Origin of the sequence: Subtercola sp. YIM 133946, assembly GCF_036553535.1 — a bacterium.
Taxonomy (GTDB): Bacteria; Actinomycetota; Actinomycetes; order Actinomycetales; family Microbacteriaceae; genus Subtercola.
On the sequence record NZ_JAZHPE010000028.1, the window covers coordinates 1 to 12,546 of the forward strand.

The 12,546-nt window shown below is 60.4% G+C and carries 14 protein-coding genes; 5 read left to right on the plus strand and 9 right to left on the minus strand.

Going from position 1 to position 12,546, the window contains the following annotated elements:
* Positions 1-151: 151 nt before the first annotated feature.
* The 6 genes from V3W46_RS10625 to V3W46_RS10650 form a co-directional block, all read right to left on the minus strand.
* A complete protein-coding gene (locus V3W46_RS10625) occupies positions 152-1,336 on the minus strand; it encodes a tyrosine-type recombinase/integrase (protein WP_331783088.1) in 1,185 nt (394 codons plus the stop codon).
* Position 1,337: 1 nt separating this feature from the next.
* Complete coding sequence (locus tag V3W46_RS10630) at positions 1,338-2,468, minus strand: ParB/RepB/Spo0J family partition protein (protein ID WP_331783089.1); 1,131 nt, start codon at positions 2,466-2,468, stop codon at positions 1,338-1,340.
* A gap of 93 nt (positions 2,469-2,561) precedes the next feature.
* Positions 2,562-2,933: a DUF3846 domain-containing protein gene (locus V3W46_RS10635; protein WP_331783090.1), complete on the minus strand. Its 372-nt coding sequence runs from the start codon at positions 2,931-2,933 to the stop codon at positions 2,562-2,564.
* Between the two features lie 414 nt (positions 2,934-3,347).
* Positions 3,348-3,758 carry a hypothetical protein gene (locus tag V3W46_RS10640; protein WP_331783091.1) on the minus strand — a complete coding sequence of 137 codons (411 nt, stop codon included), beginning with the start codon at positions 3,756-3,758 and terminating at the stop codon, positions 3,348-3,350.
* Positions 3,759-3,821: 63 nt separating this feature from the next.
* Positions 3,822-4,751: an ArdC family protein gene (locus V3W46_RS10645; protein WP_331783092.1), complete on the minus strand. Its 930-nt coding sequence runs from the start codon at positions 4,749-4,751 to the stop codon at positions 3,822-3,824.
* Between the two features lie 345 nt (positions 4,752-5,096).
* Positions 5,097-5,363 (minus strand): hypothetical protein, encoded by a 267-nt coding sequence (locus V3W46_RS10650; RefSeq protein ID WP_331783093.1) that lies wholly within the window; start codon positions 5,361-5,363, stop codon positions 5,097-5,099.
* Positions 5,364-5,492: 129 nt separating this feature from the next.
* Between V3W46_RS10650 and V3W46_RS10655 the strand changes: the two genes are divergently transcribed.
* Positions 5,493-5,729 (plus strand): hypothetical protein, encoded by a 237-nt coding sequence (locus tag V3W46_RS10655; protein WP_331783094.1) that lies wholly within the window; start codon positions 5,493-5,495, stop codon positions 5,727-5,729.
* Positions 5,730-5,910: 181 nt separating this feature from the next.
* Here V3W46_RS10655 and V3W46_RS10660 read toward each other — a convergent pair whose 3' ends face one another.
* On the minus strand, positions 5,911-6,330 hold the full coding sequence (locus V3W46_RS10660) for a hypothetical protein (protein ID WP_331783095.1): 420 nt from the start codon (positions 6,328-6,330) through the stop codon (positions 5,911-5,913).
* A 68-nt stretch (positions 6,331-6,398) separates the two neighbouring features.
* Complete coding sequence (locus V3W46_RS10665) at positions 6,399-7,361, minus strand: IS1595 family transposase (RefSeq protein WP_331783096.1); 963 nt, start codon at positions 7,359-7,361, stop codon at positions 6,399-6,401.
* Between the two features lie 92 nt (positions 7,362-7,453).
* On the opposite strand from V3W46_RS10665, the gene V3W46_RS10670 reads away from it, so the two are divergent.
* From V3W46_RS10670 to V3W46_RS10685, 4 genes are all read left to right on the plus strand, one after another.
* Positions 7,454-7,642, plus strand: coding sequence for a hypothetical protein (locus tag V3W46_RS10670; protein ID WP_331783097.1), 189 nt, complete (start codon positions 7,454-7,456; stop codon positions 7,640-7,642).
* A 75-nt stretch (positions 7,643-7,717) separates the two neighbouring features.
* Entirely contained in the window at positions 7,718-8,740 is a 1,023-nt protein-coding gene (locus V3W46_RS10675) for a PDDEXK nuclease domain-containing protein (protein WP_331783098.1), read from the plus strand.
* Between the two features lie 359 nt (positions 8,741-9,099).
* Complete coding sequence (locus V3W46_RS10680; protein WP_331783099.1) at positions 9,100-9,384, plus strand: type II toxin-antitoxin system Phd/YefM family antitoxin; 285 nt, start codon at positions 9,100-9,102, stop codon at positions 9,382-9,384.
* Positions 9,381-9,665, plus strand: coding sequence for a type II toxin-antitoxin system RelE family toxin (locus V3W46_RS10685; protein ID WP_331783100.1), 285 nt, complete (start codon positions 9,381-9,383; stop codon positions 9,663-9,665). Before V3W46_RS10680 ends, V3W46_RS10685 begins: the two co-directional genes overlap by 4 nt.
* Before the next feature lie 625 nt (positions 9,666-10,290).
* Here V3W46_RS10685 and V3W46_RS10690 read toward each other — a convergent pair.
* The gene (locus tag V3W46_RS10690; protein ID WP_331783101.1) at positions 10,291-12,093 is read right to left on the minus strand and encodes a DUF262 domain-containing protein; all 1,803 of its coding nucleotides are present in this window, start codon (positions 12,091-12,093) and stop codon (positions 10,291-10,293) included.
* Positions 12,094-12,546: the final 453 nt, after the last annotated feature.

The window sequence follows — 12,546 nt, forward strand, 5'->3', positions numbered from 1 at the left end:
ACACGCTGCCCTCCGTTAAAGCCGAAACACGCAGCTAAACTACCGCCACACCGTTCACTTTTCGAACGTCACAACGGCCCAGTTTTAGACCGTCGCCGACATAGCGGCTGCTTCGGGCACGAGAGGGCGCTGACGGGTGTGCGGGCGGAGGTCAACCATCGAACACCGCCGAGAAGTCGTCCGCGTTGTATCCCGGCGTCAACGTGCGAACTGCTGTCGGGGCGGCGAAATGTTCCTGGACCTTTTCGAACACCTCATCGATGCGCGGCCGCAGGTACGGACTCATCGACGACTCCTGGCGGTGCCTCGTGACAGACATCACCTCCGGCAGGGTGAGGTTCGGATCCGACACCATCCGGGCGATGGTCGTGTGGCGCACATCATGCAACGACCAATCCGTGCCCAGCATCGCGTTCGCGCGCTGCAGGATCCGACGTGCAGCATGGTAGTTCAACGGGCGGACCTGGCCGTGCACTGTTCGCCAGATCAGCTCCTCCGGTTGCGGGGTGCCGTGCTCGTGAAAGTACGCCGCGAGATATCGCAGCGCTTCGGGTGACGCCGGGACCGGCTCGAGGATGCGGGAGCCTTTCGAGACAACCCATAGCCGCTGCCTAGCCCAATCGACCTGGCTGCCGTGCACGCCAAGCAGTTCACTCGCCCGCGCCGCAGTGGACAGATACAACGACACGAGAGCCCGGTCGCGGCTTGTTCGCAGAGCCCCGAGCAGTTCATCGACCATGCCGTCAGGGATCGACCTCGGCATCAGTACCGTCTCCTTTTGCCGCAAAACAGCACGCCGATACCCAGGCACCGGCTCCATCGGGCTGCGATGCCCCAGCTTCGCGCGTCGACCGGTGCTTTCTGGTACCGGGTTCACGACGGGGCCGCGGCCGAACTGGGCGTGAAACGAATAGAACGACGAGACCACTGAGAGTGCGTGATTGATCGTGGCCGGTGCGTAACCAGCCGCTAACGGGCGCTTACCCGTCCTCAGGTTGCCTGACCGGGTGTAATCGGCGCGGCGTTGCGGGTTCGCCGCGGAACGCATCCAACCGACCATCACCTCGACCTCAGCCCGGCCGGCGACATCCCACGGGGTGCCGAGCATTTGCAATAGCCGCCACCAGCGCAGTAGGTCATTGCTATACGAGCGAATGGTCAGAGCACTCATGTCCGTCAAGACCAGGTCGGTCAGGTACAGCGAGAACTCTGGAATTTCGTGTTCCGCCGCGTCGACGACCACGAACGGTAAAACGCCGGTCGATCGCTTCTGAACACCGCCAAGACCGAAAAGCCCGATCCGGCCCTCAAATAATTGCTGTCGTACATCGTCCATGTTAGCCACCCGTCCCGAGCACCACAGAGCGGCACCTGTGAAGTTCAGTCAACAGGGTGGTGTCCCACGCCTTGTTATTCGCGATCAGCGTTCGACGTTCCACACGCTTCGCTTCCGCCTGGGCGTCGGCTTCTTCCTCCGACAGCTCAATCGGCGCTGTCACCTGCTGGCGGTAGCCGCGATAGATGGGCTGGTGCAGGTCCGGCTTGGTGCAAAGCGGCACCGTTTCGGTGTCGTCCTCGCCGAGCCCGTTCACCGTCACGAACACGGCATGACCCTCACACCCCGTGTGCGCCTCCGCATCCAACGAAGGCCGTTCGGTGTCGTCGTCAGCGGCGTCCGTGAGGCGGGACAGGTGCGCCATGGTCGAGTAATCCCACTTCGTAACAACGGTCAGCCCGTCTGCCTCGAGAGCGGTCACGACCTCTATCTGTCGGGCTTGGCGGGCGGTTTCATCGCGGCATTCCTGCGCAACGAAGTTGAGGTCTTCGTCGTCGCAGTCGGTGATGGCGGCGATGGCGTCCTCGTCGCCGTCGAACTCCGCGATCAGCAGCAACCGGTCAAACGACACCGTGCCATAACCGGCGTACTGCGTGGCCGCCGTGCTCTGACCGATGCTGAGGGCCCCGGTGACGGTGGCTTTGTCGGTTCCAGCAGATTTCGCGATCTTCTCCACGCTGATCCCGTTAAGGGCCAGTTGCTCATATGCGGCGATCCGGTCGGTGAGGGTGAGTTCTGCGCGGGCGAAGGTGCGCAGCTGATCAAGGATCCGACCTGATTCGGTGCCGGTGGTGTCGGCGATACCGAACACGGCAAGCATCGACGTGAGGCCTGCTTGACGGGCGGCGAGCAGTCGGCGCTGTCCGTCGTAGACGTAGGTGATGCCGTCCTCACCGCGACGGGCGAGGACCGGTTCGCGGACCCCTTCGGCGCGGATCGAGTCCACGAACTCGTGAGGCAGGACGGGGTTGGTGCGGATGTTGGGGTCAAGCTCGACCAGCTGCGGGCCGACAGCTTCGATGGTGACGGTGCCCGCTGCGAGGCTCGCGGCGAGGTCCGGCGCAACGGTGCTGTCGGCTGCGGCGCTGTCGGCATTCGTGGCGTCGGCGGGGGTGGTGGTGTTCTTGGTCACGATATTTTCCTTCTTGGTAGTGTGGTTGGTGTCGGTTGGGAACCGAGATATTTGCGTTATCTCGGTTCCCGACCTTTGTTGTGGGGTGGGGTGTTACTGGACGGGGACGATGGCGATCGCGAACTGCCACCACTCGATGACCGTCGCGGTCTGCTCCGGGGTGAGACCTTGGGTGTCGCCGTCCTCGTTCGACCTGAGGAACAGGCCGGGACCTGACAGGTGCGTCTGGAACGGGCGGGTGAGCCAAAGCATCAAAGTCAGTGTCGGGTTCGGGTTCTGCGTGTACAGGCCCTCGTCGTCCACCCACACATCGATCCCGCCGTCCAGCCCGATCACGTCGACGGTGGTGCAGCCGATGTGCTGGTACATGCCCAGCAGGCGGGTGTGGGTGTTGGTGGCATAGATGCTGACAGTGGACAGCACCCCGTCGTTATCGATCCGGATCCCGGTGAGTTGATCAGTCATTTTCTTTCTCCCTTTCGTTGTTTTGCCGTGAAGGCGGTTTACCGCCGCTAGGGACAGGCCGTGCAGTGCAACCCGAAGGGGCGGCGGGGGAGAGAATTCCGGCACGAAATGAGGAAGCGCAGCGACCGCGTGCCGGAAATCTCGGCGGAACCGGCAGCCGACGGCTGCTTGCGCGGAACGGACAGGCCCGTACGCTTCCGAAGGATTCACGGCACAACAACAAGCCCCGGCCAGGGGCGAAACCAGCGCCGCGAAGCGGCTCCACTCAGCCAAGACAGTCGGCGGCGAAGCCGTTGGGCCACTAATCGCACTCCGCGGCGCCTGGGAAAGCTTCGTTGTTGCAGTCATGATCGGAACTATGACGACGCCCGCCCGGTGTTCCGGGCGGGCGTGCTGATTTCCGGCCTCGCGTCTTCAAGTGGAGACGATGATCTGTACGTCGTCGGCGTCGCCTTCCCAGAACAGGTCGAGAATTGCGGCACGGATCTTCTCGGCGTTCACGCCGATCGCCCGGTCGGGGAACGAGACCGTGATGGTGTGTACGGGGGCGGCGTTGTCGGTGTCTCCGCCGGTCTGGTCACAGCCGGCGTATTGGTAGGTCCAGGCGATCGCGACGGCACCGTCGGGGCCGTCGCCGTCCCTTTCGTACGCGGCAGGGTGTTCGTCCCGCCCGGGGTGTGGTGCGCGGGTGCAGCGCCACTGGATCCCATCGGTGTCGATGGTTTCGGCTCCGCACTCGGAGCCGTCGACACTCAGGGCGGCGTCCGGGGCGTCGGGGTCGAGAGCGTAGCCGAGCGTGTCGGGGCGCTGATAGGTGATGATCATGATCGTGTTTCCCTTCCGGGTTCGGGCGGGGGCAGCGATCCTGCCGCCCCTGCGGTGGTGAGGTCAGGCGGCGCGAGAGGTTTCGTCGTCGGGGTCGTCTGTGGCTTCGTCTTCTGGGGTGAGGATTCCGGCGATCTGGTGCGCGGTGCGGAGCACCCGGGCGGCGGTCGATTTGATGAGGTCGGTGTCGGCGTTCGCCCATCCGGCGATATAGCCCACCGAGTACGCCGACGTATCAAACCCGACCATTCCCGCGACGACGTAGGCGACGCTCTCGGCCTCGGTCTCCATCAGGCCCCGGTGCTGGGCGTACTCGGCCAAGTCGTCAATGTGACCCAACAGGATGTGCGCGCACTCGTGGATCATCGTCTTCGCCGCCGCCTCCGGCGACAGACCAGAGTCGACAACCACCGTCATCTCCTGAGGCCGGGTGACACCGTTTATGCTGCCTGGCAGGGACCGACGCTCGACGGTCCAGCCTTCACCGATCAGGTAGGAGCTGAGGGCGTCGACGATGCCGTGATCATCGGCGCCCGTGAGGAGCGTGGTGAGGGTGCTGGGGTCGCCCTGGTCGGGGTCGATGAGGTCTGTTTGGCTGACATCGAATACCGACAGGATCGGGAACCGGGAGATCTTTTTCTCTACCTCGTCGCCGTTGGCGTCTTTCTCGGTCACTTTCTTGGTCGAGTACCCGAAAATGCGGATGCCCCTCTCGCCTTTCCGGACCTGACGGTTCAGGGTCTGCCACTTCCGGAAACCTGCCACCTGAGATGCCTCGGGCATCTGCGACAGGATCAGCAGGACGTTGTTCAGGGAGTACGCGTGGAACGCCTGCGCGAAGTCGAGAAATGCCTCCCACCGGCCGGAATCATGCAACGTCTCGACCTGATCGGTGATCGACTGGTGCAGCGCCTCCGCTTGGGCTTTCTTCTCCTCAGCCGTCTTGGCGGGGGTGCGGGTCTTGCTGGTGCGGGTGGCGATTTCGGTGGTCATGGTCTGTTCTCCTTCTCCCCTCCACGTTGTTTTGCCGTGAAGGCGGTTCACCGCCGCTAGGGACAGGCCGTGCAGCGCCACCCGAAGGGCGGCGGGGGAGAGAATTCCGGCACGAAATAAGAGAGCCCGAAGGATGAACGCGTGCCGGAAATCTCGGCGGAGCCGGCAGCGCAGCTGCTTGCACGGAACGGACAGGCCCGTACGCTTCCGAAGGATTCACGGCCAAATCAACAAGCTCCGATCAGGGGCGGCTACAGCGCCGCGAAGCGGCTCAGATCAGAGAAAGAGGGCAGCGGCGGAGCCGTTGGGCCGCTGCTTCGGCCGCTGGCTTTGGGGGAGAGCGTCTTAGATTTCGACCCAGGGCGTGTTCTCGACCGCCGGCAGCCAGACCCACGCCTCCTGCCGGGTCTGTTCGCCATTCACCCATCGGACCCGGATCGCGTTGGCCGTCCAAGCCAAGACGTACACGTTGACCTTCATCGGCCGGCCGGCGTACCTCACCCAGGCGCGGGCCTTCTTCGGTTTCGGATCGTACGTGACGAGCTCGTTATCGAGATCCAGCTCGAACACCGAGAGCGTTTCCGGTTCGCCGACCATGTCGCGGAGATTCATCTTCGCAAGCGACCGCCGGTCGATCGAGTCGGCGTACCGTTTCGACGTCCCCAACGGTCACGCTCCACCAGGTGAGAGCCGACCCGGTATCCGTGGACAACTCGCAGCCCGCAGTGAGATCGTGGGCTCATGCGAAAATCCGGGAGCCTCGCAAAGACCGCGCTGGCGGCGAACGTCATGGTCTGGGGCGGGGCGGCCCTGTTCCTGTTCGCTCTCGCCGGCGAGAACACATACGCCGCGTTTCACGGGCAGTGGTACAACATTCTCGGCTGGGCACTGATCGTAGCAATAGCACTCGCCATCACGGTCGTGGGCGTCGTCGAAGTAAGGCGCCTGCACTCCCGCCTGCACCGCAGCTCAGATTGACCCACAACCAAAGACTAGAACATATGTACCGGGTATCTGCTTAGGTAAAGTACTCCTGAGCCAACTCAGCTTCCGGAACTTTTCGACGATGGCGCCTGTCGCCATGGCTGTCTGACTCAGGCGGCGTTAGTCAACTCTCCTCGCTCCCGGCCCTGGTCGACCGTCTCGCAGTCGTGTGCGATCAGGCCTCTCTGTTCAGGTTGGTGCATTCTCGTGGAGAAGATTGCCCGAACCCTATCCAAAGGGAGCGAGCCGTGACAAAGATGAACACCGCAAAAAGGCTTTGACTAATCACCCCGAAGGACGAGAGTCCGCCGACCGTAGCGAAGACGGTCCAGTTCACGGCGATGTCGGCGATGATCACGGCGATGCCGAGCACGATGCCGGAGCGCCGTCGAAAGATGATAAGCGCAGCGGTGGCCGGATCCAGGATCGTTAGAGTCACCCAGAACAGCCGGACGCCGAGAGGAAAGGCGCTGTAGGCGTTTAATCCGCCGACGATCAGATCCGCCGTGTGCGTGGTTGTTCCAACGAGAAAGCCGATTACCCATATGACTTGGAACACTCTGAGCGCTCGTGCTGATGCGGGAAGAGCGATCATTCGCTCATGATACCGAGACGGCAAGGGCAGTCGAGCAGGAGCCGATTTGAGTACATCTTGCTATTTGCTTAGGTGAAGTCAGCGTGATCGTCACCCTTGGCGGCGATGAGTGTAGGCAGGGGCGCAGGGTCGGTGCGCATGGCATGTTCGAGGAGGCGGTAAAACAGTAGGCCTCGGCTGCGGGATGTTCGACGGTTGAATCGGAAGGTGAATTCGTCGAGGTAGTAGCCCAGGTGGTCGTTGCTGATTCCCTGGTGCAGGGTGCCTTCGAGCCAGCGTTTGAGTAGCGAGGCAACGGTATGCACGCCGTAGAGGGATACGTGGGCGGGGACGCTAGAGCCGGTTTCCACATGGCGCTCGTGCTCGTATCCGAGCTTCGCGAGGCGTTTGAGCTCTTGCGCTCCGTCCGTACGGATCAAGGCGCCAGGGGTGATGACTCGCTGCGCGAAGCTGATCAGCTGCAAGCTATCGCCGGGGCTTGGCTCCAGCCGTATTCGGCCCAGCCGCTTCACGCCGAGCATCTCGGCAGCGACCATTACCCCCACCTTTGTGCTGCTGCGGCCCGCATTTCCGCGACTGATACCGCCCACATAGGTCTCGTCAAGCTCGACCACACCCTGCAGCAGCCCCCGGCCAGGCACGACCATCGCCCGACGGAACTTGTGCATCCACACCCACGCCGTCTCATATGACCGCAGCCCAAGCACCCGCTGCAGGCCCTGCGCGGAGACCCCAGTTTTTTGCGAGGTGATGTACCACGCGGCGTGAAACCACATCCGAAGCGGAGATCTGGTCCGATCGAAGATCGTGCCCGCTGTCACGCTTGTCTGTCGTCCGCAGGCCCGACACATCCATAAGCCGCCCGCGATCTTCCACGCCTGCCCGCTCACGCCACACCTCGGGCAGACGAAGCCATCCGGCCATCGCAGACCCGTTAAGAACTTCATGCACGCGTCATCCGTCGCGAACCAATCCTGAAACTCCAGAATCGTGTGCGGATAATCCACCCCACCGACCAAACGCTCGACCATATCCGTGAAGATACCGGAAAACTTGACCTAAGCAGATACCCGGTACATATGTTCGAATCAACCTGAGCTATTATCTGAGCTAGTCTCGGGTCATGGAAGTCACGCAGTGTCTGATTAGTGACTGCGCGGTGGAAGCCGCGTCCGAGTTCACCGTCAACGACAATGGCCTCTTTACGGTGTACGCGGTCTGCAGGCTGCACCTTGAAGTGATCCGAAACGGTGCGATGTTCCCCGAACCAGCCGAGCCGACGCGCGGACTCATGGGCATACGCCAGCCATAACACCGCCCACAGCCTTAACGGGCGGCACGGTCCGCCTCCGCAGTGGCACGATGATCGTCCGGCTACGCTAAATCTATGAGTCGTGACGCGGTAGAGCTGCCAGATCGGTACCTGGGGTTGCTGGCTGAACTCGGTGACCGAGTACGGGTCGCACAAGCGCGGGCAGTCCGTACGGTAAACCGTGAGTTGATCGCGCTTTATTGGGAAATCGGGCACGCCATCGTCGTAGAACAGCAGTACCAGCCCTGGGGTTCCGGGGTGATCGGACAGCTCGCCGATGACCTTCGGTTGGCCTTCCCGACGATGACTGGCCTGTCCAGAAGCAACTTGCAATACATGCGGGCATTCGCGACCCAGTGGCCTGACAGCTCAAATGTCCCACAGGCTGTGGGACATTTGCCGTGGGGCCATATTCGTGTTCTCTTCGACAAACTCGACGACCGCGCGGACCGTGAGCTCTATGCCGCTAAAGCGGCAGAGCATGGCTGGTCACGAGACGTACTGCTCAATCACATCAAGAACAGAACGCTTGAACGCACCGGTGCAGCCCCATCCAATTTCGACGTCCGACTTCCGCTAACTGATTCGGCACTCGCCCGCGACCTGGCAAAAGACCCATACGTTTTCGACTTCCTCGACATAGCCGAAGGAGCGGCTGAGCGTGAGTTCGAGCAAGCCCTGATGGACCGTATATCTCAGACCCTCGCGGAGCTCGGCGCCGGCTTCGCGTTCGTCGGCAGGCAAGTACATTTCGAAGTCGACGGCGATGACTTCTACGTCGACTTACTGTTCTTTCACGTCGAGCAGCTGCGATACGTGGTCGTTGAACTGAAAAAAGGACGCTTCGAACCAGCCTTCGCCGGCCAGCTCGGCTTCTACGTCGCGATCGTCGACGACAAACTTCGTCGCGCCAACCACGCACCCACCGTCGGGATCCTCATTTGCGGGGACAAAAGCGCACAGACGGTACGGTACGCACTCGGCCAAACCACGTCACCGATGGCAGTGAGCACCTACACGTACGACAGCCTCCCAGCTGATGAGAAACTGTCGATGCCCTCCGCCGCTCAGCTCATCGCCGCTCTCGACGAGAACTAGCAAATGTCCCACAGACCGTGGGACATTTGCTCGATCAACAACCGAGAACAGCACTAGTGAGAAAACGCCAACTATCCCGGGCGGGAACCTAGGGGAGCAGCCACAATCAGGCGCACGTTTCTCGCACCAGAACCCGTATCGTTTTGGACGTGGCAATTGTCGAAGAGTGCCACTTGACGAGCAGCTACGCTGGCTAGCGGGCGCCTCACGTCAGGTGGTCTGCGGGGCCGGTGATGCAGGGTGATAATCCTTAGATCCGCCTGTTTCCGGGCCTCTTCTGGCGATTACTTGACGTAATATCGCGTATCAGCCTCAATATAAGCCTTCTTGAGGCCTCAATTAAGGCTTATAATGTTAGCATGCAAACTTTGCCGATTTCTAAAGTCAAGGATAAACTCAACGAATTTGTCGACGCCGTGTCGCTCACTCATGAGCAGGTGACGATCACGAAGAACGGGTCGCCGGCAGCGGTACTTATCGGTGCCGACGAGTGGGAGTCGCTACAGGAAACGTTGTTCTGGCTCTCTCGGTCTGGGACCGTCAACGACGTCGCGGAAGCGCGCCGGGAGCTGGCTGAGGGGCGAACGATCAGCGAGGATGAGATCCGGGCTGAGTTCAACGTTCCCCGTCGCACCGCAAAGTGAGCTCAACTGACGACGCGCAGTATGAGGTCGAATTTGCCGGAACGGCCCGCCGGGACCTGCGCACTGTTCCGCCTCGGGTAGTGCCGGCGATTATCGAATTTGTCTATGGCGACCTCGCCCGCTACCCGCGGCGGGTAGGGAAGCCTTTGCAGCGCGAACTCGAAGGGTTATGGGGTGCCCGTCGAGGGCCGTATCGGATTATCTACGAGATCGTAGAAGAACGACTGGTAGTCCTCATTGTGCACGTGGACCACCGTGCTGACATCTATCGTTCCAGATAAGCCCCGCTGAAAATGAGACTTCCCGCACAATAGAGCCTTTTCTCGGTCAAGACCGGGTCTAGCCCGTGATTGCTGAAAAGTGCTCGATTATGCCGCGGGAAGCGGGTGGGGGAGGGGGCGTCGCCGGACCGTTACAGCACTTAGGTTGGTTGGGCAAAGGGGTGCCGCGCCACCGATCGTCCAGTGTTCTGCGGGATACGACTGAGCGTTCGGGGTATATGAGGTACCAATTTGAACATGAAAAGCGCGCACTTGAATATCACGGGCGGAATTCAAATTCCGCATGTTTCCGAGTCTCCCCCATCGATTACTTGTCATAAGGTCCATTATCAGCGCGATAGGGCGACCGTAGCATCATCGCTGTGATGAACCGCGAGTGCTACTCGGCGATCACGAGTAGCGGAGACGACCCGGCTTGATCGTTACCGAGTTGCGTCTTAGTCGGCGGGCACCGCAGTTCGTACTCCGCACAATTACCCGACGCTCAACGGAGCAGGTCAGCCGGATCAGCAGCCGCGTAGTCCGGCTGGAGCCGGGCCAAGTTCTGACGAAACCAGGTGATCGAGCCCGGCCAGCCCAACGGACTGAGCCGATTGGTAAAAAGATTCAAGTCAAGTCTCCTTGACTAATGTTTGGCCAAAAACCGTCGCATTAGCTCAGTCACTGCCGCGCCTTGAAGCTCGTTAGTTGAATTGCCTTCGCGCGCGTGGAATTTGCCATCCCATGAAACGGGTGCAGCGCCGGCCCTCGGTCGAAGAGACCAAATCGTGTATCCCTTGTATTCGAACACGCTTAGGGAACCGGCGAGATGCGACGCGAAAACGGAATCGAGTTTTGACTCGCGAATTCTTTGCGTCAGCCACTGCATATGCTTATCTCGGTTACGGCCAAGAGCGGTTAACTCGTGTTCCGTTCCCGTCACCAAAAATTCACCAACTCCGAGTGGGGCAATGTTGTAGAGCTCTGCTATACGCGCGGCGTGTTCAGGACGGTCCGCGATGCCGAAAAAAATGAAGCCCTCAGCATTGGTACCGTGATTGGCCATCGCCGAGGCCGTTCGAAGAACTGATTCGAACGCAATGTCGTCAAACGCCCTCGACTCATCGAGACGAGTAAATCCCTGCTTGAGCTCGAACAGGGAATGCTCCGTTAGTGCCATCTGCATCTGAATCTCAAACTCGGTAGCGGTCTGTTGAGCGCGTAAAGCGGCGGGATCGTTACTCCGCTTGAAGAATGGTCTGAGAATTGCCTTGATCGAATCGAAAAGAGGGCGCTTTCGATTCGTCCCCCAATTGCCGCCGCCAGCCGGAATCGTCAGGTCTTTGTCCCAAAAATGGTCGAGCACTTTGGTGAGACCGTCGAGGTTACTCAGTTCGTTTCCCTCCATCAGAAGTTCATGAATCGAGACGAAGATCGCGTGGAAATATCGGGGAATGCCGCGAGGGTTTTGCTGCGTGATGACCCAGCTCGCCCAGGGCTTACCGGCCTGGTCAATCGTCTGCTTGATGATGTCTAGTGCAGTGACATAGTTGCGTTCGATGTTCTCGACGCCGAGGGAGTTAATCCGAGTAGCAACGGTGCTCTCAGATGCCGCGGCGTTATCGTCGCGGCCGTAGGCGGAGTTCCGATAGGCGCTCCCGCTAACGGCAATCGGATCAAGTATGACGTCGAGAAGCATGTCAAGGACAAGTTCCTCATCGCGCGATTCCCGAACGGCGTCTTTATCAAGGATGCCGTTTTTCACCCAAAACACCTCGTCGCTTGGGATGCCGTACGGGAGATCGCGGTTAGTGATGCTGATCTTGGGCATCTCCGACAGTGGAAGCGTTTCCGATAGCGATGCGTCTCCACGGATGCTGGCGCTAATGCGACGAACGAGGGTGGCAAGGTCAGAGGTGACGCCAGCTTGGCGAATCTCTTGCAGGCTTAGTTTTCGACCGGATGAATTGATGCGACGGAACACCTCGTCCACGGATTCCTCAGTCGCAGAACGATAGGTCGAAATGGGTAACTGATAGTTGACGATCGCCACACACGTTTTTCGTTCGAGAATCGGTTCTCGCTGCACCAGCCTGCCCTCATCGCGCCGGAGCTTCGTGTCAGCCAGGGTCTCTAGGTCGAAGTAGGCACCTTCGTAGGGGAATTCGTCTTCAATGAACGAAAAAATAGCATTTAGCCGCTGTAACCCATCTATGATCTCAAGCTGCTGCTGACTTGACGCGGAACTCTCCGCGAGCAGCACCAGGGGAATCGGAAGGCTGTTCCGCACCGAGTCGATAAGTGCTTGCTTCTCTTCGACAGCCCACACCAGTTTGCGCTGATAGCGGCGGTTTACAACGAACGCCCCGCCCGAGTACTGCGTGTAGAGATTTTGTAAGCTTTGCCCAAGAACGGTCAGTTCGGTAGCGGCAGCGTTGGTTGGTGTCAATTGAGCGGTCCCCTCACCTCGCGGGAAATCTTATCGAAGGCGGCTGACCTCGGGGCCCAATCCGCAGTACACACTTCGAGTGACGGCTCCTAATCGCTTCCAGGCGGTGAGGATCGAAATGACCCGAAGGGTCTTCGTCCGAATGACTGAGCAGGTGGGCCCTTACCTAATCCGATTGAGCCCCAGAGTCACCGGCACCTCCGGACGGCCCACTGGTTGGAGGCTTGACGGCTTGTGCTGGTTTGCTGCCTGCCTTGGGCTTCGCGCCTTCCTCAATCCAACGCGGGGAACTCCCGTGTGTTAAGTGGTCTGACGGCTCTTTATCGTTTGCCATGAACTCTCCTATCCATTGTGTCGGCGACGGTCTAAAACTGGGCCGTTGTGACGTTGGAAAAGTGAACGGTGTGGCGGTAGTTTAGCTGCGTGTTTCGGCTTTAACGGAGGGCAGCGTGT

Excerpts from the sequence above, each read along its gene's own strand:
- V3W46_RS10625 (WP_331783088.1), bottom strand. The coding sequence starts at position 1,336 with ATGGACGATGTACGACAGCAATTATTTGAGGGCCGGATCGGGCTTTTC.
- V3W46_RS10635 (WP_331783090.1), bottom strand. The coding sequence starts at position 2,933 with ATGACTGATCAACTCACCGGGATCCGGATCGATAACGACGGGGTGCTG.
- V3W46_RS10640 (WP_331783091.1), bottom strand. The coding sequence starts at position 3,758 with ATGATCATCACCTATCAGCGCCCCGACACGCTCGGCTACGCTCTCGAC.
- V3W46_RS10645 (WP_331783092.1), bottom strand. The coding sequence starts at position 4,751 with ATGACCACCGAAATCGCCACCCGCACCAGCAAGACCCGCACCCCCGCC.
- V3W46_RS10650 (WP_331783093.1), bottom strand. The coding sequence starts at position 5,363 with ATGAATCTCCGCGACATGGTCGGCGAACCGGAAACGCTCTCGGTGTTC.
- V3W46_RS10655 (WP_331783094.1), top strand. The coding sequence starts at position 5,493 with ATGCGAAAATCCGGGAGCCTCGCAAAGACCGCGCTGGCGGCGAACGTC.
- V3W46_RS10660 (WP_331783095.1), bottom strand. The coding sequence starts at position 6,330 with ATGATCGCTCTTCCCGCATCAGCACGAGCGCTCAGAGTGTTCCAAGTC.
- V3W46_RS10665 (WP_331783096.1), bottom strand. The coding sequence starts at position 7,361 with ATGGTCGAGCGTTTGGTCGGTGGGGTGGATTATCCGCACACGATTCTG.
- V3W46_RS10670 (WP_331783097.1), top strand. The coding sequence starts at position 7,454 with ATGGAAGTCACGCAGTGTCTGATTAGTGACTGCGCGGTGGAAGCCGCG.
- V3W46_RS10675 (WP_331783098.1), top strand. The coding sequence starts at position 7,718 with ATGAGTCGTGACGCGGTAGAGCTGCCAGATCGGTACCTGGGGTTGCTG.
- V3W46_RS10680 (WP_331783099.1), top strand. The coding sequence starts at position 9,100 with ATGCAAACTTTGCCGATTTCTAAAGTCAAGGATAAACTCAACGAATTT.